The organism is Streptomyces sp. NPDC101225 (genome assembly GCF_044767585.1).
GTDB lineage: Bacteria > Actinomycetota > Actinomycetes > Streptomycetales > Streptomycetaceae > Streptomyces.
In genome coordinates, this window is record NZ_JBIWOE010000036.1 from 42,570 (window position 1) to 65,347 (window position 22,778).

At 69.9% G+C, this 22,778-nt stretch carries 14 protein-coding genes and 3 pseudogenes; 7 read left to right on the top strand and 10 right to left on the bottom strand.

Features of this window, described 5'->3' with window-relative positions; translation table 11 throughout:
• Positions 1 to 331: 331 nt before the first annotated feature.
• Positions 332 to 7,369 carry a glycoside hydrolase domain-containing protein gene (locus ACIRPX_RS35470; RefSeq protein WP_404203024.1) on the top strand — a complete coding sequence of 2,346 codons (7,038 nt, stop codon included), beginning with the start codon at positions 332 to 334 and terminating at the stop codon, positions 7,367 to 7,369.
• Between the two features lie 217 nt (positions 7,370 to 7,586).
• Here ACIRPX_RS35470 and ACIRPX_RS35475 read toward each other — a convergent pair.
• The 9 genes and pseudogenes from ACIRPX_RS35475 to ACIRPX_RS35515 all read right to left on the bottom strand — a co-directional run bounded on the left by ACIRPX_RS35475 (position 7,587) and on the right by ACIRPX_RS35515 (position 15,859).
• A pseudogene (locus ACIRPX_RS35475) lies at positions 7,587 to 8,799 on the bottom strand (cation:proton antiporter).
• A gap of 13 nt (positions 8,800 to 8,812) precedes the next feature.
• A complete protein-coding gene (locus ACIRPX_RS35480; protein WP_404203026.1) occupies positions 8,813 to 9,148 on the bottom strand; it encodes a hypothetical protein in 336 nt (111 codons plus the stop codon).
• A 404-nt stretch (positions 9,149 to 9,552) separates the two neighbouring features.
• Entirely contained in the window at positions 9,553 to 10,548 is a 996-nt protein-coding gene (locus ACIRPX_RS35485) for an SDR family NAD(P)-dependent oxidoreductase (protein ID WP_404203028.1), read from the bottom strand.
• Between the two features lie 41 nt (positions 10,549 to 10,589).
• The gene (locus ACIRPX_RS35490) at positions 10,590 to 10,859 is read right to left on the bottom strand and encodes a helix-turn-helix domain-containing protein (RefSeq protein WP_404203030.1); all 270 of its coding nucleotides are present in this window, start codon (positions 10,857 to 10,859) and stop codon (positions 10,590 to 10,592) included.
• A 321-nt stretch (positions 10,860 to 11,180) separates the two neighbouring features.
• Entirely contained in the window at positions 11,181 to 12,215 is a 1,035-nt protein-coding gene (locus tag ACIRPX_RS35495) for a zinc-binding dehydrogenase (RefSeq protein WP_404203032.1), read from the bottom strand.
• Positions 12,216 to 12,274: 59 nt separating this feature from the next.
• Positions 12,275 to 12,511, bottom strand: a pseudogene (locus tag ACIRPX_RS35500) (alcohol dehydrogenase); the annotation flags it as partial.
• Positions 12,512 to 12,599: 88 nt separating this feature from the next.
• A complete protein-coding gene (locus ACIRPX_RS35505; protein WP_404203034.1) occupies positions 12,600 to 13,481 on the bottom strand; it encodes a carbohydrate ABC transporter permease in 882 nt (293 codons plus the stop codon).
• Positions 13,478 to 14,461: a carbohydrate ABC transporter permease gene (locus ACIRPX_RS35510; RefSeq protein ID WP_404203035.1), complete on the bottom strand. Its 984-nt coding sequence runs from the start codon at positions 14,459 to 14,461 to the stop codon at positions 13,478 to 13,480. Before ACIRPX_RS35510 ends, ACIRPX_RS35505 begins: the two co-directional genes overlap by 4 nt.
• 45 nt (positions 14,462 to 14,506) lie before the next feature.
• Positions 14,507 to 15,859, bottom strand: a complete 1,353-nt coding sequence (locus tag ACIRPX_RS35515; RefSeq protein WP_404203037.1) for an ABC transporter substrate-binding protein — start codon at positions 15,857 to 15,859, stop codon at positions 14,507 to 14,509.
• A gap of 343 nt (positions 15,860 to 16,202) precedes the next feature.
• Here ACIRPX_RS35515 and ACIRPX_RS35520 point away from each other — a divergent pair, with 343 nt between their 5' ends.
• The 5 genes from ACIRPX_RS35520 to ACIRPX_RS35540 all read left to right on the top strand — a co-directional run bounded on the left by ACIRPX_RS35520 (position 16,203) and on the right by ACIRPX_RS35540 (position 21,785).
• Positions 16,203 to 17,606: an L-fuculokinase gene (locus tag ACIRPX_RS35520; protein ID WP_404203039.1), complete on the top strand. Its 1,404-nt coding sequence runs from the start codon at positions 16,203 to 16,205 to the stop codon at positions 17,604 to 17,606.
• Positions 17,607 to 17,744: 138 nt separating this feature from the next.
• On the top strand, positions 17,745 to 18,560 hold the full coding sequence (locus tag ACIRPX_RS35525; RefSeq protein ID WP_404203041.1) for a DeoR/GlpR family DNA-binding transcription regulator: 816 nt from the start codon (positions 17,745 to 17,747) through the stop codon (positions 18,558 to 18,560).
• A complete protein-coding gene (locus tag ACIRPX_RS35530) occupies positions 18,557 to 19,498 on the top strand; it encodes a 1-phosphofructokinase family hexose kinase (RefSeq protein ID WP_404203043.1) in 942 nt (313 codons plus the stop codon). The genes ACIRPX_RS35525 and ACIRPX_RS35530 overlap by 4 nt, the downstream gene beginning before the upstream one ends.
• Positions 19,499 to 19,549: 51 nt before the next feature.
• Positions 19,550 to 20,395 (top strand): ketose-bisphosphate aldolase, encoded by an 846-nt coding sequence (locus ACIRPX_RS35535; protein WP_404203046.1) that lies wholly within the window; start codon positions 19,550 to 19,552, stop codon positions 20,393 to 20,395.
• 757 nt (positions 20,396 to 21,152) lie between these two features.
• Positions 21,153 to 21,785, top strand: a complete 633-nt coding sequence (locus ACIRPX_RS35540) for a MarC family protein (RefSeq protein ID WP_404203048.1) — start codon at positions 21,153 to 21,155, stop codon at positions 21,783 to 21,785.
• 387 nt (positions 21,786 to 22,172) lie between these two features.
• On the opposite strand, the gene ACIRPX_RS35545 is transcribed toward ACIRPX_RS35540, so the two are convergent.
• A complete protein-coding gene (locus tag ACIRPX_RS35545) occupies positions 22,173 to 22,568 on the bottom strand; it encodes an SDR family NAD(P)-dependent oxidoreductase (RefSeq protein WP_404203050.1) in 396 nt (131 codons plus the stop codon).
• Between ACIRPX_RS35545 and ACIRPX_RS35550 the strand changes: the two are divergent.
• Positions 22,567 to 22,742, top strand: a pseudogene (locus ACIRPX_RS35550) (helix-turn-helix domain-containing protein); the annotation flags it as partial. The gene ACIRPX_RS35545 and the pseudogene ACIRPX_RS35550 overlap by 2 nt on opposite strands.
• Positions 22,743 to 22,778 lie beyond the last annotated feature (36 nt).

Consider the following 22,778-nt stretch of genomic DNA (forward strand, 5'->3'; position numbering starts at 1 on the left):
CGGACGGCAGCCTCCCCCGAACCGTTCTCCCGAACCCCCAAGGGCCTTGGCCAGTCCGGCACGCACGCAAAGGCCATGCCGACGCGCGCGTAGTGGCCATGCCCGGCTCGCGCGCAGTGTTCGCATATTTGTCGCGCTCCGTACGTCTTCTCCGTGTGTCATGACAGACGGCGGTGAACGCGGCGGGTGCAATTCGTCGGTTGCGTGCGATGCTTGGCGCTCACTTTCCGTCCTCCTTCGAGTCGTACGCCCGGGCGCGAATAGACAACGTTGTCAGATCGCGGAGGCAGACCTGTGCGTGCGGAGAACAACAGCTGCTGGAGAGGTTGACGTGCCCATCAGATCCCATCCCCCCTTCGCCCTGCCCCCTGTGGTCCCTCCGAGAGCCGTCCGCCGACCCGGCCGCCGGCCGCTGCGCGCGACGGTCGCCGCGCTGCTCGCGGGGGCGCTCGGCATCGCCACGCTGGCGGGTGGCGGCGCGGCGGCGGCCGTGCCGGTCGCAGCCGCCTCCGCGGGGTCGGGAGGGACGGACTACACGCGCCTGGTCGACCCGTTCGTGTCCACCGCGGGCGATGACGGCAACGACCTGCCGGGCGCGCAGGCGCCCCACGGACTGGCCAAGGTCAACCCGATGACCACGCCGGGCCGCAACCACACCGGGTACGACTACAACCAGGACCACATCGCGGGCTTCACCGCGACGAACCTCGACGGCGTCGGCGGGTCCGGAGGCGGCGGCGACCTGCTCGTGGTGCCGACCTCCGTGCAGTACGACAGGCGCCCCGCCCCCAGCACCTACGCCCACGCGTTCAGCCATGACGACGAGACCGCGACGCCCGGCTCCTACAAGGTGGGCCTCGGGGCTCTCTCCGGGACCGGGGCGGCGGTGCAGAGCGACTCCGGCACCATCCAGGCCGAGATGACCGCGACGACGCGCACCGCGCTGGAGCGCTACCGCTTCCCGTCCGGTGCGAGTCCCCAACTCGTCCTCGACCTCGCGAACAACTTCACCAGCCGCACCCGCTCGACGCTGAAGGCGACGACGCTCGCGGACGGGACCACCTCCATCACCGGGCTCATCGCGGGGTCGTTCAACGGCGCCTCGTACAAGCTCTACTACGACGCCACCACGAACGTCCCCGTCACCTCCCTTAAGAGCTGGGGCAACGACGGCAAGCTGAGCGACGCGACCGCACAGGACGGCGCCGACACCGGAGCCCTGCTCGGCTTCGCCCCGTCCGCCGGGGCCGACGTCGAACTGCGCGTCACGCTCTCGCCGATCAGCGCAGAACAGGCCGCGACCGACCAGCACAACGAGGTGGGCGACCTCACCTTCGACCAGGCGCGCGCACGGACCAAGGCGGACTGGAACCACGCGCTCGGCGCCGTCGACGTACGCTCCTCCGCGACGTCCGATCCCGGGTCGACGCTCACCAAGGAGTTCTACACGCACCTGTACCGCATGTACGCGCTGCCGGTGAACGCCACCAGCACCAGCGGAACGTACCGCGGCGTCGACGGAGCGGTGCACAGGACGAACGGCTTCACCTACTACGACGGCTGGTCCACCTGGGACGACTTCCGCAAGTACTCCGTCGAGGCCTACATCGACCCGCCCACCTACCGGGACATGGTGCAGTCGCTCATCGAGCTGTTCGCCGACGCGCACACCGCCGGCAAGAGCCCGGGCAGCCTCACCCACTCGGTCCCGACGGTGCGTTGGGAGCGCTCGGCCGTGCTGGTCGCGGACGCCCTGTCGAAGGGCTACAAGAACTTCGACCGGCTCGACGAGGCCTACCCGGCGCTGCTCGCGTACACCGGGTACTACACGGGGGCGCAGCTGCGGCAGGGATACGTGACAGGTGATCCCGGTACCACCGTGCAGCGCGGCTACGACCAGTGGGCACTGTCCGTCGTGGCCGACGCCCTCGGCAAGACGGCGGACGCGAAGAAGCTGCGCACGCAGTCGACCATGGCCATCGACCACCTCGTGAAGTCCGGTGCCTGGACCGCGGCCGACGGCACCGAGGTCGGTCTGCTCACCCCGCGTGCCGCGGACGGCGAGTGGCAGAGCGCCGACTACGAGAAGTTCGAGGCGGCCGGCCTCTACCAGGGCACGCTCTGGCAGTACCACTGGTACGACGCCTACGACATGGGCGGCCTCATCGAGGCCATGGGCGGCCAGCAGGCCGGCCGGGCCGCGATCAAGCACATGTTCGGCGAGGACTCCGCCGCCGACGACGGCTCGACCATGCTGCACTCCAACGCCAACGAGATCGACCTGCAGGCCCCCTACCTCTTCAACTACGTCGGTGAGCCGAGCCTGACGCAGAAGTGGGTGCGGGCCATCTACACCGGCACGACCTGGAACCGCTACATCGCGACCGGCTCCACCGGCGAAGCCCCCAGCTCCGGCGGCGAGTTCACCCCGCCGGTCAGAACCCAGGTGTACAAGCTCTCCCCGAACGGCTTCCTGCCGACCATGGACAACGACGCCGGCACCATGTCGACGATGTTCGTCGCCGCCGCCCTGGGCCTGTTCCCGGTGACGGCGGGCTCCAGCCAGTTCCAGATCGGCAGCCCGTTCTTCGACTCGACGACGATCACGTACGCCGGTGGCGGCCGGTTCACGGTGAAGGCCGACGGCGTGTCGCCGAGCAACTACTACGTGCAGAAGGCGACCCTCAACGGCTCGCGGTTCAACAACACATGGCTGGACTACTCCCAGATCATCTCCGGCGGATCCCTGGACTTCACCATGGGGTCCAAGCCCTCCCGGTGGGGCGCCGACACGGAGCCGGCGTACTCGCTCGACACCGACACGGGCGGCACGGGTGACGGCGGCGCGGGAACGGGCAGGCACGACACCGTCGTCTCCGCCCACCCGGGCACCGTCGACACCGCCGCGGACGGGACCGTCGACGACAGCGTGAAGCTCACCCTGTCCGGCCCGGCGTCCTTCGCCGCCCGCAGGGGAACCAGCCTCACCAGGACCGGGGCGGCGAGCCTGACCGGCCTGCCGGACGGCGTCACCGCGGACCTCCGCGTCAGCGGCCGGCGCACGGCCACGCTGTCACTCAAGGGCACCACGAAGGTCGACGCCCGCTTCGGCATCGCCTTCCGCGACGAAGCCTTCGCCCATGGACGGCCGGCCTCGACCGTGCGCGGCACGGGGATATCACCGACCGATCCGCTCGTCATCTCCGCCGCCGCGGTGCACCGCAAGACCCTTGCCGCGCTCGTGGACCAGGCGTCGCTGGTGCGCAGCGCCCACTACTCCGACGGTTCCTGGAATCTGTTCCGGTCGGCGCTCGAACGGGCGAGGACCCTCCTCGCGGACCCCGCCTCCACGACGGGCTCGCTGATGGCCGCGGACGACGCACTACGGTCCGCCATCGACACGCTCACCATCGACGAGGGCGGCTACGCCGTGCTCCAGGCCGAGGCCCCGGCCCAGATGGAGGGCCCCAGCCTCGTGAAGGAGGCGTACTACTCCGACGGTGACCTCGGAGGTGTCACCGAGGGAGCGTGGGAGCGGTTCACCGGGCTCGACTTCGGCGGCGTCTCCCCACGCAGCGTCTCGGTCCGCTACGCCAACTCGCAGCCGGCGAACGCGAAGCCGAGCAGCGTCGAGATCCACGCGGGCGCCGCCGACGGTCCCGTGGTCGCCACCGCCTCGCTTCCCGGGACCGGCGGCTGGCAGTACTACAGCACGGTCCAGGCGGCCGTCACCGACCCGGCCGCCCTGCTGGCCGCCAAGAGCGCGACGTTCGTGTTCCACGCCCCGGCCGGCCAGCAGTGGGTGTCGAACTTCGACTGGTACCAGTTCTCGCCGAACGAGGTCTCCTCCTCCCCCACGACCACGCTCGCCACACTCAGCGCGGCGAACAGCACCACGACCGGCGACGGTTCGCTTCCCCTCAACCTCGCGAACGGCATCTTCGAGAACGTGACGAACGGTGCCTGGGCCCGGTGGCAGGACACGGACCTCGGTGACGGCGCCGACACCCTCACCGTCCGCTACGACAAGCCCCAGTCACGTGCGGCGTCGGACTCCCACATCGAGCTGCACCTCGGCTCGAAGGACGGCCCGAAGAGCGTCGACATCCCCCTCGACTACACCGGGTCGGGCTGGGGGACCATCGCCACCACGACCGTGCAGCTGGACCGGAGTGTCTTCACCGGCGTGCAGGACGTCTACGCGGACTTCGTCTCCAGCACCGAGACCTCGTCGCAGCCGTACGTCGCCAACGTCTACGTGCTGACCCTGACCCGCAACGCAGACGCCCCCGTGGGCTTCGACGCCACCGCGTTCCACTCGAACAGCGGCGGCGGCCTCAAGAGCGAGCCGGCCGGCTGGTCCGGCGCGGGTTCCGCCACCGATCTCGGCGGCACCTACGACGGAGCCTGGCTCGACTACGGCGACATCGACTTCGGCAGCTCGCCGAAGAACACCGTCACGTTCACCTACGTCAACAACTCCGCGCGCTGCGGCACCGGTTCGGCCGTTCAGCTCTACCTCGGCGCCTTCGACCCGGCCGACCCCGGCACGCCGTACGCGACCGTGCCCCTGCCGGTCACGGGAACCGCGTGGTCCTCGGGCGGGACCACGAGCCTGACGCTGCCCGAGGCGATCACCGGCACGCACGCCGTCCACCTGCGGCTGACGACGACCGCGGACTCCTCGCACCCGTACGTCGCCAACCTGGGCCGGATCACCTTCGACCACGTGGACGCGCCCGCTCCCGCGGACACGTCAGCCCTACGGAAGGCGATCGAACAGTACGAGGGTCTCGCCGACGACGGCGCACGCTACGACACGATCGACTTCGGTGTCTTCCGGCGTGAACTCGCCTCCGCGCGCGCCCTGGTGGGCGCCGAGGACGCGACGCAGCTCGAGGTGGACACCCGGACCCGCAGCCTCACCCTCGCCGCCGACCAGCTGATCCCACTGCCGAGACTGAAGCTGGAGGACCTGGTCGCGACCGCCGCGGTCCTGGACGACACCCGCTACACGGACACCTCGTGGAAGGCGTTCACCACGGCACTCGCCGACGCGCGGACCGCGATCGCGAACGACACGGCCACGGACGAGACCCTCACCGCACGGTACGAGGCCCTCGACCACGCCATGGCCGCGCTCACCACGAAGCCCAGGACGGTGCCCGCCGCGCCCTCCGCGGTCTCGGCGACCTCGTCCGGAACGAGCGTGACCGTCGCCTGGCAGGCGCCCGAGGACACCGGCGGCTCACCGGTCACCGGCTACGAGGTCACCCTCGACGACGGTCACCAGGTCGAGATCCACGATCCGGACAGCCGCCGCACGACGTTCACCTGGCTGCCGTCCGGCACGTCGTACACGGCGCGCGTCCGGGCGGTGAACTCGCTCGGTTCCTCGCGGCCGAGTCCCGCCACGGCCCCCGTGGTCACCGCCGGCGGGATGCCGCAGAAGCCGACCGTCACGGGTGTGCTCACCGACGGCAAGCAGGTCCGTGTGACCTGGCGTGCCGCCGGCGACGGCGGGTTCCCGATCATCGGCTACACGGTGTCCCTCGGCGACGGAACCACCGCACATGTTCCCGCCACGACCACCACGGCGCTGCTGACCACCGGGGACCGGGCAAAGACCCACACGGCGACCGTCACCGCGGTCACCCTGGCCGGAACGTCGGACGACTCCACCGCCACCGCCCCGGTGACCGCCGCGGCGGACGCCTCCGATCCGTCGTACGTGCCCTCTCCCTTCCCGGACGACACGCTCAACGCGACGTACGCGTCGGACAAGTGGCCGGCGACCGGCGACGGGAGCGACTACTTCAACGACCTGCTCAGCGGTATCGACGATCTGCGCACCGACGTCCTCGGCGCCAACACCAAGGTGCCCAACGGCACCCCGCTCACCGCTCAGAACGACCGGATCGCCGTGCGCATCAACAACGCGGCGACACAGAAGGAGGTGGACCGCGCCGAGGTCGACGCGACCCACAGCGCCACCGTCACCATGGCCGACGGCCTCGGGTCGCGTCTCGGCCAGATCTACGAGGACGCCCTGACCACGGGCCGACTGCCGAAGACGAACGCGCTGTTCGGCCGCGTCACCAAGAACCTCGACACCCATGACGCGGCGAAAAACCACTACGGCTACCTGCGCCCGTACGTGCGGCTCGGTTTCGTCGGCGACGGCGGCGACATCTACGAGTCGCAGGACGGCTCCTACAGCGGCCTCGCCACCAGCGGCTCGTACCCGAGCGGTCACACCTACGGCGGCTACGAGGCCGGCACGGTCCTGGCCACCCTCCTGCCGGAGCTGGCACCGTCGATCCTCGCGCGCACCTCGGAGTACGGGAACAACCGCATCGTCCTGGGATTCCACTACCCGATCGACGTCATGGGCGGCCGCATCACCGGTCAGGCCACCGTGGCCCACCGGTGGGCCGACCCCGACTTCGCGAAGCTGCTGATGCAGGCCCACACCGAGCTGGAGAACGTGCTGCTCCAGCAGTGCGAGAAGGAGGGGTACGGCGACACGCTCGCGGCCTGCGCGGGCGACGCGTACGGCGGCCTGAGCCCGGCACAGGACGTCGACCTGTACACCCAGCGCCTGAGCTACGGGTTCTCCCAGGCGGGGATGGCCGGGCAGGCGCTCAGGACGCCGGCCGACGCGGCGGCCCTGCTGATCACGGCGTTCCCGGATCTCACCGCCGAGCAGCGCACACAGGTCCTCGAGCAGACGGCGACGGATTCGGGGTACCCGCTCGACCTCACGTCGGCGGGTGGCGCGAGCTGGCAGCGGATCAACCTGGCGGCGGCCATGACGGCGCAGGTGGTCGTGGGCGCCGACGGGTCGGTCCGGGTGACGAACTACTCGGACGCCACCAAGGCGAGCGTCGCCGACGCCAAGGCGATCACCGTCGGGGGCGTCGCGATCGACGGGTTCGATCCGGACGTGTCCACGTACGTCGTCGACTGGCCGAAGAACGGGAGGATCCCTGTCCTGTCCGCCGTACCGGCCCAGTCCGGGGCCCGGGTGAAGGTCACCGACGGCGGTTCGGTCCTGTCGTCGCACACGTCGAGGTTCACCACCCGCACCATCGAGGTGACCTCGTCCAACGGTTCGGTCACCCGGACCTACACGGTCGGGTTCCAGCGGACGCACCGCAATCACCGGCCGGTCGCGGCGGGCGGTGACGGCCGTGCCGGCGCCTCCGGGGGACCGGGCGTATGGCGGCCCGCCGGCACATGGGACGGCACGGGTACCGGGACGGCCACCGGAACAGGCACGGGTGCCGCCGGCGGAGCGGGACTCTGGTCACCGGCGGCGGAGTGGGCGAAGTCCGGGCGGCTCCCCCGGGCGCACGGCACGACGTGACGCTCGGACCCTGCCGCGTCCCGAGAGGCCGCGGCAGGGTCCTGCGCCGAGCCGGACCTGGCGGATACGCAGCGCGCCCCGCAGAGCCCTACGCCCCGGACAGCCGTGACGGTGCCCGGGGCAGACGCGGCCTGAAACGGCTGCGTCAGCCTGTGCCTCTGCCTCTGCCTCTGCCTCTGCCTCTGCCTCTGCACGACTCGAACCCGGTCCCGCGGTGTCACCAGGCTTCCGACTCCGCCGAGGCGGAGGACGCTCGCTCGCCCCCGCTGGTCCCGGCACGCAGTCGCATCGCCGCCAGGGGCAGCAGGAGCACGGAGAGCATCGCCGCGCCCACCAGCGCGGCCGCCTCGTCCGTAGCGAGTACCTTCTGGTCGACGCCGATGGCCGTGATCGCCGCCACCAGCGGAAGGCAGGTCGAGGCGAAGAGCGTCAAGGCGGACCGGTCGGCGCGGTGCAGCTCGCGCGGGGCGAAGAAGTACACCGGCCCGCCTCGGACGAGCAGGAACAGCAGCAGGAACAGCGGCAGCAGGGCAAGCGCGCGCGCCGTCGAGGAGTGCCCGCAGATCGAACTCGATACCGGTGACGATGTAGAACAGCGGTACGAGGAAACCGAACCCCATGGCCTCGACCTTGCCGAAGATCTGGGCGCTGTGAGCGGGTGAGGCACCCTGGAGCACGAGCCGGGTCAGGACACCGGCGGCGAAGGCACCGAGGAGGATGTCGAGGCCGAAGGACTCGGCCAGAGCGAGCATCCCCGCGAGCAGCAGCATGACGAAGCGGACCGCGAACTGCGCGCTGCTGTCCAGGGTCTTGTCGACCAGCCGGGAGAACCAGGGCCGACGCGGTCGCAGCGCCCACAGGACGACGGCGAGGGTGATCGCCGCGAAGAGGACCAGGACGGCGGCGGACTGGCCCGGCTTGCGTCCGCTGAGCAGCAGCGCGATGGCGACGATGGGGCCGAACTCGCCCACGGCCCCGAACGCCGACATCACGGTGCCGAACCGGGTGTGCAGGTCACCGCTGTCGCGCAGGATCGGCAGCACGGTGCCCAGGGCCGTGCTGGTCAGAGCCGTACCGATCACGAAGGCCTTGTACGTCTGTCCGCCGCCGATCACCAAGGCGAGTCCGATCCCGAGGAGCAGCGAGATCAGCCAGGCCCCGGTGGCCCGGCGCAGGGTCGCACCGCGGATGGTCGCGAAGTCGATCTCGTATCCGGCCAGGAAGATGAGCATGGCCAGCCCGAGACGGGACAGGGTGTCGATGACCCGATCGTCCTCGGCCCAGCCGAGGGCGTCCGGGCCGATCACGATGCCCAGGGCGATCTCGAAGATGACCAGGGGAACACGGACCCGCCGCGCCGCCCCCTCCGCGAGAAGCGGGGCGAGCACGGCCACCGCCATGATCAGGACCAGCGTGCCGGAATTGGACATGGAGCCCCTCCGGTCACGGTGCGACGACGACGGCGTCCGGGCGCGCGGCGCCAAGAGGTCCGAGGCGGGTGGTCCCGTCCGCTTCACCCGTGACCGCTTCACCGGTGACCGCGCCACCGCGTGCGTCCGTCCCGGAAAGGACGATCACGTCATCCGGTCCGGCGGGGTACGGGCCCTGCCCGGTGCGCCCGTCGGCGTCGCGGACGAGCCTGCCTCGCGCCCTGGCTGCGAAGCCGCACCGTGCGCCTTCGGCGTCCTGCCGGTCGCCGAAGGGGGCCTGCCGCCGCACGGCCCGGCCGGTCCCCGCGATCCGCGGCTCTGCCGGCCTGGACTCGGTGTTCTGGGACATGAGATCTCCCTCGCAGAGGACGGCGGCGGGCGGCCACACGACCGACTCGGCCAGTGCCACCCTCACCCGGTGCCTCGCCGGCCACGACCGGGTGTACGCCGTGCGGCGGAAGGCATCCCGGACCCGTGCCGACAACGCGCCGCGCCTCCGACCGCCCGGCCGCCCGACCGGTTCACGCCGCTGGCAGCGGCGCTTCCCCCACATCCTCGCGCTGTGACGCAGGGTCGGCTACTGCCGTACGGACGGTTCGCCTCGGCAGGCGATCATGATCACGAAGCGGACGCCCGCCCATTGCACCGACGTCCTGGGGTGCTCAAGGCCGATCGCCACCGCACGTGCCCGCTGACGCCGTTGTCATCCCCCGGTCTTGGCGCTTGGACCTGGCTGTCCAGCTTGCTGAGTGCTCAGTGCTGAGGGCGGGGTTTTGCCTTTTCGGCGTGCCGGGCCGCTTTGTAGGTCTCGGGCAGGAAGCGGTGTCGGATGGCGGTGCGCTTGGTGGCGGCGTCGCCGCCTACGATCTCCGCGCGGCCTTCCATCATGGCGAGGAAGCCCTGGCGGGCGACTTCCTTGCGGCTGTTCTTCTTCATGCCGGGGCCGAAGGCGGTGTTGGTCATTCCGGCGCGGGCGTGGAAGTTGCTGTCGGTGGCACCGGGCATGAGCGTGGTGACGGTGACACCATGGTCCTTAAGCTCTTCGCGCAGGCCGAGGGCGAACATGCGGGTGAAGGCGCGCGAGGGCCCGTATACCGTCTCGTAGGGGGTGGGCAGGGTCGCGGACAGCGACGAGGTGACGAGGATCCTGCCCGCGTGGTGGGTGGCCATGTGCCGGGCGACGTGCTTGGCGAGGTGGACGACCGAGGTGACGTTCAGGGCGATGAGGGAGAGTTCGTCGTCCAGGTCGGTGTCGAGGAAAGGCCCTCCGATGCTGCGGCCTGCGTTGAGCACCGCGACGGCCAGGGGGCGGCCGGTCTCCTCCACTGCCTTCCATACGGTCTCGATGCCGTTCGCCTCGGCGAGGTCGGCGCGGACGGGGGTGACGTGGGCAGTGAGTACCTTGTGGTCGTCCCACCAGCGGCGGAAGTGCTCGCTCTTCATCGTCCGTTCACCGACCAGCTCAGTGGTGCGGGCGTCATCCGGGTGACGGCCGGCGTCCAGGCGCAGAATCGCTGTCATCTCCGCGGCCAGTCGTTCCCAGTCCGCGTACAGTGCTCTGGCTTCGGGCGACAGGACGATCCAGCGGGTGAGGTTGCGCTCCCGATAGGGCAGGGCGTCGAAGTCGGCGATCAGGCCGCGGCACAGATGGTTGGTGGCCAGGACGTCGCCGCGCCTGCCGAGGACGAAGGCGGCGTGGTCGTGGAAGGAGTCCAGGAACCGCAGGAGTCCTGGACGCGCGCGCTGCACGCCGGGTGTGGTGCGCCGGGAGCGGCGGCCGGGCCGGACCTTCACCAGGTGGTGCAGGTGCGCCCGTTCCGCGTCGTCCAGGCGCAGGGCCTCGGCGACGGGGTCCAGGACGCTGTCCGAGGGGGGATGTTTCGGCCCTGCTCCAGGCGGGTGTAGTAGTCGGTGCTCACATCGGTGAGCTGGGCGACTTCTTCGCGCCGAAGCCCAGGTACTCGGCGGTAGGTGCCGCGTTTGGGGATACCGGCCGATTTGGGGTCGATGCGGTCCCGGCAGCACCGCAGGAACTGGGCGAGGTCCACGTTTCCGGCCATGACTCCATCCTCCTGCCCCGACAGGGCGCGACGATCCCGGTAGGCGGGTCGCTGCGTCCTGGGAAGCCGTGTCCCGGGGGGCGAGGCGGGCGGAACACAAGCCTGGCGAGCGAGCTGTCTGAGACCGCCGCGGGACGCGGTCGGAGTCCTCCCGCACGCGCCGGCGGACGGCCGGCTCCGGGCGACGTCGTGTCTCGTCGGGCCCCGTGCGAGACGGCTGCGGAACGAAGCGGAGCGTGTCAGGGTGACCGCAGCGGTCCCTCGGTGGTTTGCTCCGTACGGTGGCACCCGAGCGGCCTGCCGGCCGTAGGCACCCGTCGGTCAGGTCTGGGGGACGGACACGAGAACCTTGACCTGGTCCGGGTCGAGGGCTGCGGTGAAGGCCTTGCCCGCTTCCTCCAACGGGTAGACGGCCGTGATGACCTCGTCGGCGTCGACGGCGCCGGAGGTGATGAGGGTGATGGAGGTCCTGTAGTCGGCCGCGGTGTACATCAGGGTGCCCTCGATGCGGATTTCGCGGTCCTGTACCAGGTCGAGACGGACGGGTGTGGCTCCCGGGGCTCCGACGCCCACCACGATGATCTGGCCGCCCTTCGCCACGAGTTCGGTGGCCTGCGCCATCGACTGTGCGCGTGCCACACAGTCGAAGACCACGTCGACCCGCCCGCCGAGCACCTCATGGGCACGGTCGACGAGATCGGGCGCATCGGCGTTCAGGGTGACGTCCGCGCCCAGTCGCCGGGCCCGTTCGAGCTTGGCGGGCCGCAGATCGGTGACGACCGTGCGTGCGGCTCCCGCGTGCCGGGCGGCGATGAGCGTGAGCAGGCCGATGGGGCCGGCGCCCAGTACGGCGACGGTACGACCCGTGAGGTCGCCTGCCTTGGCGACGGCGTGGACGGGGGTGGCGAGCGGTTCGATGAGCGCGGCCTGGCGGTCGGTCATGGTGTCGGGCAGGCGGTGGACCCGGTCGGCGGGGATGGTGAACAGGTCGGCCATGGCGCCCGGTGTCTGGCAGCCGAAGACCTTCAGCTGTTCGCAGATGTTGTAGCGGCCGGCGAGGCACTGGGGGCAGTGGCCGCAGTAGAGGTTGGGTTCGACGACGATGCGGTCTCCCGTCTTGAAGTCCTCGGCCCCTGGGCCCGCGGCGACCACGGCACCGACGACTTCATGGCCAGGCCGGTAGGGGAGGTCGATGAAGGGATGGTCGCCGAGCGCCGCGTGGACGTCGGAGCCGCAGACGCCCACCAGAGTGGACCGGACGAGGAGTTCGTCGTCTCCGGGAGCCGGCGCGGGTACCTGCTCCAGCTGGACGTCGTCGATGGAGCGGACGACGACACGGCGCATCGATTCACTCATGGCGTTGGATTTCCGTTCTGCGCGGTGTGGTGCGCGGAGTCGTGGGCGGGCTGTACATGGAGGCGTGCGGCATTGGTGTCCACGACATCGACGCTGACCACGCCTGTGCGCCTGGCGAGCTGGAGCATCATCAACCCCATGGTTCCGGCGCCGTAGACGAGAACGCGTGCACCGAGGGTGTCGCGGAGCACGACATGACCGCGTACGGCGCAGCACAGCGGTTCGACGAGCGCGGCGTCGGCGGTACGTACATGGTCGGGCAACGGGACGCAGTCGGCGACCGGCGCGCTGACGAACGCGTCGCCGGGTAGGACAGGCAGGGTCGGGGGCGAACTCGCCCCGCAGGATGTGCGAGTCCGGGTGCGGTGATGTCGGTGGCATTCACTACTTCACGGCTCCCATCGACAAGCCCTGGACGAGCCGATCCTGGGCGGCGAATCCGGCGATCAGCACAGGCAGGGACACGGCCACGGCGGCGGCGCACACCTTGGCCAGGAACAGGCCCTGGCTGGTGACGAAGCTGGTGAGGAAGACCGGTGCGGTGGTCGAGCGGACACCGGTGAGCACACGGGCGAAGAGCATCTCGTTCCAGCTGAAGATGAAGCAGATCAGCAAGGTGGCAGCGATGCCCGGTGCGGCCAGCGGGATGATGATGCGGCGGAAGACGGTGGACAGGCCGGCGCCGTCGATCGAGGCGGCCTCCAGGATCGCGACCGGGATCTCGGCGAGAAACGAGCGCATCATCCACACCGCGACCGGCAGGTTCATCGTCGTGTAGATGATGACCATGAGCCAGATGTTGTCCAGCAGCGCGAGGTTCTTGGCCGCGAGGTAGATGGGCAGCAGTCCCGCGACGGCGGGCAGCATCTTGGTGGACAGGAAGAAGAACATGACGTCGGACCACTTGCGGACCGGGCGGATGGACAGGGCGTAGGCGGCCGGGATGGCCAGAGCGAGCACGAACAGGGTGGAGAACACGCTCGCCATGACGGAGTTCAGCAGCGCCGGCCACGGGTCGGCTCCCGTTGATGCGCCGAAGAACTCACGGTAGCCGTCCAGGGTGAGAGGGGCGCCGAGGGACGGCGGGTTGGTGGCGGCGTCCGTCTCGCCGTGCAGCGAGGTGAGCACCATCCAGGCAATGGGCAGGAAGAAGAGGATGCCTGCTGCCCAGCCGGCCAGGCCCCACAGGGTGTTGGTGCGGCGGGCCTTGGTGGCCTGAGGAGTGCGGTGTCCTGTGGTACGCCGCCCGAGGACGTTGGTGGTCATGTCGTCTCCTCCTTGAGCAGCGAGGACACCAGACGCAGGGCGAGCGTGGCGAAGACGATGCTGCCGATCACCACGATGACGCCGGCCGCGGAGGCCTGGCCGTAGTCGTGTGCCTGGTAGAAGCTCTCGTAGATGGTGTAGGGCAGGTTCGCCGTGCCCAGGCCGCCCGAGGTGATGGTGAACACCGCGTCGAAGTTCTGCACGATGTAGATCGATCCGAGGACCGCGGCCAGCTCCAGATACCTGCGCAGGTGCGGGAGCGTGATGTGGCGGAAGGCCTGCCAGGCGTTGGCTCCGTCGACGCGAGCGGCCTCCATCGGTTCCAGCGGGCGGCTCTGCAGGCCGGCCAGCAGGATCAGCATCATGAAGGGGGCCCACTGCCAGATCAGCGATGCCGCCACCGAGCCGAAGGGGTGCTCGGTGATCCAGTCCGGCTGTGGCGGATGGGTGGAACCGAAGAGTTTCCACAGCCAGGCCAGGGTCCCGTTGAACAGGCCGTAGACGGGATTGAGCAGGGCGTGTTTCCAGACCAGGGCGGCGGCCACCGGGACCACGAGGAACGGTGCGATGAGCAGAGTGCGCACGAGCCCGCGGCCGAAGAAGTGGCGGTCCATCAGCAGGGCGAGCCCCAGCCCGAGGACGAGGCTGATGAGGACCACCGTGGCCGTCAGCAGGATGGTGGTGATGACGGAGGAACGAAGGTCCGGGTCGCTGAACACGTGCGTGTAGTTGCCGAACCCGGTGAAGCCGCGTTCCCCGGGGGCCAGCGCGTTCCAGTTCATGAAGGAGATCACCAGCGTGGCCACGAAGGGCAGCTGAGTGACGACGATCATGAAGATCAGGGCGGGCAGCAGCGGACCACGCCGGCCCCAGGCGCGGGCCCTGGCCGACGGCTGCCGGCGTTGCCGGGCGGCCCCGGGCCCGGCCGTACGGCGCGGTGCCCGGGACTGCCTGGTCCCGTGGGTGGATGTGCTTGTCATGGGAGGGTGTCTCCGCTCGTTGTTGCTCGTCTCCGCTCGGCGGAGTCAGCCCTTGCGGTACTTCGCGGCGACGGCCTCGGCGAGCTTCTGCCCCTTGTCCAGTGCCGAACTCACGGATTCGCGGCCGGCGATGGCCGCGCTGACTTCCTGGGACACCTTGGTGCCGAGGTCGGGGAACTCCGGGATGTCGACGAACTGCACGCCGACGGTAGGCCGGGGCTGCACGCCGGGGTTGTTCGGGTCCGCGACGTTGATCGCGTCGACGGTGGGCCGGGCGAAGGCGGAGGCGGCCTTCACGTAGTCGGCGTTCTCGTATGTGGAAGCCCGCTTGCCGGCCGGGACCCTGGCCCAGCCGAGGTCCTTGCCCACCTGCTTCTCGTACTTCTGGCTGGAGGCCCATTCGATGAACTTGGCGGCAGCGTCCTGGTGCGTGGACGCCTTCTGGATGGCCCAGGCCCACGAGTACAGCCAGCCCGAGCTCTTGGTCTGTTCCACCGGCGCCGGGACGTAGCCGACCTTGCCGGCGACCGGGGAGCCCGCCGCCTCGACGGATCCGGCGGCGGATGTGGCGTCGTACCACATCGCCGTCTTGCCCTGGGTGAAGCTGTTGAGACACTCGGTGAATCCGGCCTGCGGGGCACCCGGCTCCCCGTGCTTGCGCACCAGGTCGACGTAGAACTTGGTGGCCTTGGTGAAGCCCTCACCGTTGACCTGGGCCTGCCAGTCCTTGGTGAACCAGGTGCCGCCCATGGTGTTGACGACGGTGGTGAGCGGCGCGAAGACCTGGCCCCAGCCGGGCTGGCCGCGCAGGCAGATGCCCTTCATGCCGGACCGGGCACCGTCGGCCTTGGCAGCCAGCGTCGCGACCTGCTGCCAGGTGGGGTGGGCCGGCATCGTCAGCCCCGCCTTCTGGAAGACGTCCTTGCGGTACATGAGGAACGAGGACTCGCCGTAGAAGGGTTCGGCGTAGAGCTTGCCGTCCGGGCCCTTGAGCCCGGCCGTGATGGGGCCGAGCACGTCGCTCTGGTCGAAGGCGGCGTTCTTGGCCACGGTGCCGTCCAGTGGTGAGAGCCATCCGTTCTTGCCGTAGATCGGGGCCTCGAAGTTGCTGATCGAGGCGACGTCGTAGGTACCGGCCTGACTGGAGAACTCCTGGCTGATCTTGTCGCGGACGTCGTTCTCCGGCAGCACGGTGTAGTTGACCTTGATGCCGGTTTCCTTCGTGAAGTACTTCTTGGTCAGCTTCTGCAGGTCGAGCATCTGCGGGTTGTTGACCATCAGGACGTTCACCGACTTGCCGTCGCTGCTGCTGGAGCTGCCACCTGCACCGGCACAACCGGTGGCGACGAGGGCGACGGCGGCGGATCCGGCGACAAGGGCGATTCTGCGCGATGCCATGCGAGAGACCTCTTCTGTTGCGTGAGGAGGGGAGACCACGACGGTCGCGTGCGGGATGCCGCTCTGCCGACGTCCGGGTCGATCATTACGCTGCGCAACGTTCGGCTTGGAGCAGCGTGTATCCAACTTGTTAAAGCCTGTTTTTAGTTGGGTTTACGTGGGCCGTCAATGGGTTGACGCCAAGTTTTCGGATCGTTGCCCACGCGCACTCCCACCACCGAACGGCCACCTGCCTGCAATGACTTCGTCGAGGCCATTGACACTCCACGGAAACGCAACTAAAAACAACTGATGACAAGCAAGCACACTCACCTCACGGAGGGTGAGATCGAGAGGGACACTGATGTCAGAGGCTCTGCTGGTAGGCGTGGACGTCGGCACCACGTCCTGCAAGGTCACGGTGTGCACCGCCGATGGCCACGAGGTCACGGCCGCCAAGGCGACGCTGACCTGGCAGGTGACGCAGGAGGGAGTCGACGTTGACCCCTCGGCGATCCTGGGCGCCGTCGCCGCCGCCACCTCGTCCGCCCTGGCCGATGCACCGCCCGGCGACGTGCTGGCCGTGGGTGTGGCGAGCATGGGTGAGGCCGGCGTCCTGGTGGACGGCCGCGGAGAACCGCTCGCCCCTGTGATCGCCTGGCACGACGACCGCGATCGTCCCCTGGCCGCACGGATGGGCCACGATCTGGGAGCGGCACGGTTCACCGGCGCCACCGGTCTGCCTGTCGTCCCGCAGTGGTCGCTCTCCAAGCACCGCTGGCTGGTCGAACATCACCCCCGCACCTCCCGTGCGGTACGCAGGTTCGGTATCGCCGAGTGGGTGGTCCGCGCGCTGGGCGGCGACGAGGCGAGCGAGTACTCCCTCGCCTCCCGCACCGGCTGGCTGCGTCTGGACAGCGCCGCATGGTGGCCGGAGGCACTGGACTGGTCGGCTGCGCATCCGTCACTGCTGCCACCGTTGGTGAGGGCGGGATCGCCGCTGGGACACGTGAACTCCTCATGGGCGCCGCAACGCCTGCACGGGGCAGTCCTCACCGTCGCCGGCCACGACCACCTCGCCGCTGCCGTCGGGGCCGGCGCCGTACGCGACGGCGATCAGCTCGACTCCTGCGGCACTGCGGAGGCACTCGTGCGCACCGTGCCGGCCCCGCTGTCGCCGGACGCGGTCCGCCACCTGGTCGCGGCCGGTGTGACGGTGGGGCATCACGTCCTGCCCGGCCGCCTGTCGGTGCTGGGCGACACACGGGGCGGTCTCCTGCTGCAGAACGTGCAGCGACTGCTGGGCTTCGGCTCCGCCGAACTCGCCGACTTCGATGCGCGGGCCCTCGCCCGTCCTGCCGGGTCGGTGACGGCCGACCTCGAACCGGACGGCAACGTGGTACTGCGTGGCATCGGCCGGGACGCCGATCCGGCCCAGGCCTGGCGAGCCGCGCTGCACTCGGCCGCCAACCGCGCCCTCCGGATGGACGCGGGCATGTCCGCTTTCCTCGGCCCTCACCAACGCACGGTGATGACCGGCGGGTTCGCCCGCAGCACGGCAGTACGCCAGCTGCGCGGAGAGGCCTGGAAGGACGTGGCCCTCGCCCAGGTGCAGGAGGCCGGCGGCCGCGGCGCCGCTCTGCTGGGCGGATGCGCCGCCGGGCTCTACACGGGACCTCAGGACCTGCCGCCCGCGCCCGTGACCGCGGACGCCACCGGCGCGCGGCGCCCGTCGACGCCGACGGCCATACCCGGCGGCACGCGATGAACCGGCCGTCGCGTGGCGCGCCGGAGGTCCGGCACAATCCGCTCAGGCCGGCCCCGCACGACAAGGTGCCGACATGACGAAGCCATCACCCTCAGCCGGGGCGGCGAGCTGCCGCAACCGACAGCGAAGGATTGCTACATGACCACGGACACCACCTCGGACCGGGAGCCCTCCGGTTCCTCGGGACGGTCGCACTACGCCGAGGAACGTCACCAACTTCTGGTGCAGACCGTCCGCAGCCGGGGGCGCCTGGACGCCGGCGCCATGGCGGAGCGGTTGCGTGTGTCCACCGAGACGATCCGCAAGGACCTGCTGCTCCTCGAACGGCAAGGCCTGCTGCGCCGTGTGCACGGCGGGGCGATCGCCGTCGAGGACCTGGCGTTCGAGCCGGCGGTGTCCAGCCGTACCAGCAACGAGGCGGAGAAGCGGCGGATCGCCCAGGCCGCACTGGCCGAGGTTCCTCGCGAAGGAGCCGTCTTCATCGACGCCGGCTCCACCACCACGCTGCTGGCCGAGATGTTCCCCGCCGACCGCGAGCTGACGGTCTTCACCAACACCCTGACCATCGCACTCGCCCTGGTCGGCCGCCCCCGTCTGAACGTGCACACGCTCGGCGGCCGGGTGCGCGCCCGTACCTTCGCCGAGGTCGACAACTGGGCCATCCGTGCCCTGTCGGAAATCAGGGTCGACGTGGCGTTCCTGGGGACCAACGCCATCTCCAGCGAACGCGGCCTGAGCACACCGGACGAGTCGGAGGCCACGGTCAAGCGGCTCATGCTGGCCGCCGCGCGCCGCCGGATCCTGCTCGCCGACCACACCAAGCACGACCGCACCAGCCTGTTCAAGTACGGCAACCTCTCCGACATCGACCTGCTCATCATCGACGACGGCCTGTCCGAACCGGACGCCCGCCGCCTGGAGGCTGCTGGGCTCAAGCAGGTGATCCGCACGTGATCGTCACTTTGACCCTCAATCCCAGCGTCGATCGCACCCTCGTGGTCGACCAGCTGGCCCCGGGCACCGTGCAACGCGCCAGCTCCGGCTGGAGCGAACCCAGCGGCAAGGGAGTCAACGTGTCCCTCGCCCTGCGTACCCACGGCCTCGCCACCCGCGCGGTCCTGCCCATCGGCGGGCCGAACGGCAAACGTCTCGCCGAGATGCTGGACGAGGTCGGCATCGACCACGTGAACGTTCCCATCACCGGCAACATCCGCAGCAATGTCAGCCTTCTCGAACCCGACGGCAAGGTCACGAAGGTCAATGAGCCGGGGCCCGTCCTGTCGGCCGACGAGGTCGACGCGCTGCTCGACACCACGCTCAAGGCGGCGACGCAGGCATCCTGGCTGGTCGGCTCCGGGAGCCTTCCCCGCGGCACCGCACCCGACCTGTACGCCCGGCTCGTCCAGCGCGCCCACAGGGCCGGTCTGCGGGTCGCGATCGACAGCTCCGGCCCACCGCTGGTCGCGGCACTGCCCGCCGGGCCCGATCTGATCAAGCCCAACGCGCATGAGCTCGCCGAGGCGGCCGATGCGCCCGTCGCCACCCTCGGCCAGGCCGCCGACGCTGCCCGTCGCCTTCGAGAACGGGGGGCCCGGACGGTCCTGGCCAGCCTGGGCTCGGACGGCGCGCTCCTGGTCGAGGAAGACTCGGTCCTACATGCCGAGGTGATCGTCGAAAACCCGCAGAGCGCCGTGGGAGCGGGTGATGCCCTGCTGTCCGGATTCCTCGCGGGCGGTGCCTCGGGCGAGCCCGCGCTGCGAACGGCCCTGGCATGGGCGGCTACCGCGCTCCAGCAGCCCGGCACCCTTCTGGGGGCCGGCATCGACGAGGACAGCTTCAAGATCGTCTTCCATGGCGACCCCCAGCCGGATCGCCGACTGCGCGCCGACTGATGTCGGGCCTGGCCCCTCTCACACCTCAGCCTCACTTTCCGGAAGGATCCCATGCCCCTCATCGCTACCGGCGACATCGTGTCCACCGCCCGGGCCCGCGGTTGCGCGACGGCAGCCTTCAACATCATCCAGCTGGAACACGTCGAAGCGATCGTCACCGGCGCCGAAGCCGCGAATGCGCCGGTCGTCCTGCAGATCAGCGAGAACGCGGTGAAGTACCACGGCGCGCTGGCCCCGCTCGCCCGAGCCGCCCTGACAGCCGGCGAGGCAGCCCGCATACCCGTGTCCATCCACCTCGACCACGTCACCAGCCTGCCACTGGTCCGGGAAGGACTCGAACTCGGCCTGCAGTCGGTGATGTTCGACGCCTCCACGCTCGGCTACGCCGCCAACGTGCAGGCCACAGCCGACGTCGTCCGCCTGTGCCATGACCACGGGGTATGGGTCGAGGCCGAACTCGGCGAGGTCGGCGGCAAGGACGGCGTCCATGCCCCGGGCGCCCGCACCGACCCCCAGGAGGCCGCCGCCTATGCCACCGCCACCGGCGTGGACGCCCTGGCCGTGGCCGTCGGCACCTCCCACGCGATGCTCACCCGTGACGCCTGCCTGGATTTCGACCTCATCGAAGCCCTGGCCAAGACCGTGGACATCCCCCTGGTCCTGCACGGCTCCTCCGGCGTGTCCGATGCCGACCTGGCCCAGGCGGTGACCCGCGGCATGACCAAGATCAACATTGCGACGCACCTCAACAACGCCTTCACCGCAGCCGTCCGCGCCCACCTCGCCGCCCACCCGGCCACGGTCGACACCCGCACTTACCTAGGAGCCGGCCGGGACGCCGTCGCGGCCGAAGTCACCCGCCTTTTCGGCATCCTGCGCCCCGCCCCTGCCACGTAGGCCCGCAAAGGCCCCGCTGTGGGCTGTGTCGCCCAGCGCCTTGACCGCCACCCGCACCGGCCCAGCCACCGCACAACTCACGCTGCAGACCTTGACACCCCACGTGAATCCACGCCAGGAGCAACCGCCGCCCCGGGCCGGCAGTACCCCAAGGCCGCAGCCCGGTCCCTCATGCCTCCCGTGCCCACCAGGCACATCACGCCGCCGTGTCCGCGGCGGCCGAGGCGTGCAGGCTCCACGAGATCCGGCAGTTCACCTCAGCAGCCCTGGCCCGGCGGGAAGTGACCGACGGCCACCTCGACTCCTGCCATGGTGCAGCTGCGGAGAGGCGTCCAGGACGCCTCTGTCGGCGCCCCCTGTGAACACGGTCGCGGACTGAACATCGTGCGTGCCCTCGCGGACCACTACGAAACGCGGCGGCAGCGTTCCGGACGGCACACCCCTGTCACCCTCCACCTCGCGCCGCCCTCCCACGGCCGGCTCCTCGACGGCCGCGTACTCGGCGATGGACTCGGCCATGGACTCGCTCACCTGGGGTCTGCTTGACCATCGGGTCGAGGGCCGATGGGACACCCCGTAGCTTGACCAGCCACATCGAACGGTTCGGCCATTGCTCCGACCGAGTGGACGCGGTGCCGATGGTCTCTGGTCCGGCGCCGGGCAGGCGGGCCGGGAAGAGAGGCTGCCAGCGGACAGGAACGCCTGCGGCGTGGGGCCGCCAGTGGTTTCGTCCACTCCACGGCAGCGAGGTCACTGCATGAGCACACTCGAACTCACGGTTCAGGCGACGATCTCGATGCTCGTACTCGTGGACCCATTCATCCGCGGAGTCTTCTTCCGCATCCTCACCGAGAACGAGCCCGAGCGGCGCCGCGAATACGTCCGCCGCATCATGCTGACGATCGCCGTCACCCTGGGCGGGGCCGCCCTGGTCGGCCGGGAGCTGCTCGACCTGATCGGCATCGACCTGGGAGCATTCAGCCTGGCGGGCGGCCTGGTACTCGCCCTGATGGGCTTCGAGATGCTCTACGGGGGTGAACCGTCCCGTACGCAAGGCGGTGCTCCCGCCCACGAACGACCTCCGCCGCAGTCGGCCGAAGGCTCCATCGTTGTCCCCTACGCCATTCCCTTCATGGCCGGCCCGGGGGCCATCACTTCAGTGATCACTATTGCTTCGACTGGTGACACCTGGTCCGGCCCGATCGCCGCGCTGATCGCCATCGGCATCACCGTGGCCCTGATCCCGGTGGGACATCTACTGCTGGTCAATCGGATGAACATGTCGGCTCAGACCATGGCCATCATGACCCGATTCGGCGGTCTGTTCGTAGCCACCATCGGCATCCAGCTCATGCTCGGCGGCCTCAAAACCTACTTCGGCATCAACTGAACCGTCACCATCGTGCGGACCCAGAGCTTCGACTTGAATCGCCGAGCGCCCGTTTCGTAGCCACTTGACTCGAAACGGAGCGAGCAGGCGGTACTCGTTGCGGCCGCTATGCCGCAGAGCGGCCGCGATGTTGGTCGTGTCGGCCGACCGCAGCGCGCCGATTTCGAGGTCGCGCCAGGTGGGCATCGCCCGCGACACGTTGCCGCTTCGAAGCTGTGAGGCGTCTTGGGTGGAAGCGACGGCTGCCGATGCCGGAGGTGTTGACGATGGCACCGCCTCCACCCAGCCGTATCAGGGCGGTCGCGGCATTCATGGCCCTCCGGTGCGACCGGAAGCTCACGGTGAACTCCTCGTCGGTGGTGGCGTCGACCGGGCCGGGCTGCTGGATCACCTGTTGAAGGCACCGGCGAGACGTCCGTGCAGCTGTTCGACGCGGTCAACGGCGGCGCGGATGCCCGCCCGGTCGGCGAGGTCCAGGGTGACGGCGTCCGCGATGCCGCCGTCGGCTCGAAGCTCCTTCACGATGGTCCCGAGGGCATTCGCGCCGCGGGCGGCAAGGACGACCGCGGCGCCTTCGAAGGCGAAGAGACGGGCCGGGCCCCCCGATGCCGCGGCTGGCGCCGGTGATGAAGATGACCTTGCCGGTGAGCGGACCGACGGGTGCACACTGCCTGCGGTGTTCATGTGTTTCGTCATGACCAACAGCGTCAGGCAGCGCCCAGACCGAGATACAGGCACAGGCTGTACCAGGATCCGCCACGACGCCTCGCACACTTGCCGCATGGAGAATCAGGAACTCGGGGCGTTTCTCCGAAGCCGCCGCGAACGGCTACGCCCGCAGGACGTCGGCCTGCCCGTCGGGCCGCGCCGGCGCACCCCCGGTCTGCGGCCGAGGAAGTGGCGGTCCTCGCGCCCATCTCCACCGAGTACTACATCCGCCTCGAACAGGGCAGAGCAGGTGGGACCGGCCTCATCTCCTCATCGCCGCACGAA

Bases quoted from the DNA above. Each gene is read 5' to 3' on its own strand.
- ACIRPX_RS35480 (WP_404203026.1), bottom strand. From the start codon at position 9,148: ATGTCCCAGAACACCGAGTCCAGGCCGGCAGAGCCGCGGATCGCGGGG.
- ACIRPX_RS35490 (WP_404203030.1), bottom strand. From the start codon at position 10,859: ATGGCCGGAAACGTGGACCTCGCCCAGTTCCTGCGGTGCTGCCGGGAC.
- ACIRPX_RS35495 (WP_404203032.1), bottom strand. From the start codon at position 12,215: ATGAGTGAATCGATGCGCCGTGTCGTCGTCCGCTCCATCGACGACGTC.
- ACIRPX_RS35505 (WP_404203034.1), bottom strand. From the start codon at position 13,481: ATGACCACCAACGTCCTCGGGCGGCGTACCACAGGACACCGCACTCCT.
- ACIRPX_RS35510 (WP_404203035.1), bottom strand. From the start codon at position 14,461: ATGACAAGCACATCCACCCACGGGACCAGGCAGTCCCGGGCACCGCGC.
- ACIRPX_RS35515 (WP_404203037.1), bottom strand. From the start codon at position 15,859: ATGGCATCGCGCAGAATCGCCCTTGTCGCCGGATCCGCCGCCGTCGCC.
- ACIRPX_RS35520 (WP_404203039.1), top strand. From the start codon at position 16,203: ATGTCAGAGGCTCTGCTGGTAGGCGTGGACGTCGGCACCACGTCCTGC.
- ACIRPX_RS35525 (WP_404203041.1), top strand. From the start codon at position 17,745: ATGACCACGGACACCACCTCGGACCGGGAGCCCTCCGGTTCCTCGGGA.
- ACIRPX_RS35535 (WP_404203046.1), top strand. From the start codon at position 19,550: ATGCCCCTCATCGCTACCGGCGACATCGTGTCCACCGCCCGGGCCCGC.
- ACIRPX_RS35540 (WP_404203048.1), top strand. From the start codon at position 21,153: ATGAGCACACTCGAACTCACGGTTCAGGCGACGATCTCGATGCTCGTA.
- ACIRPX_RS35545 (WP_404203050.1), bottom strand. From the start codon at position 22,568: ATGCGGCAAGTGTGCGAGGCGTCGTGGCGGATCCTGGTACAGCCTGTG.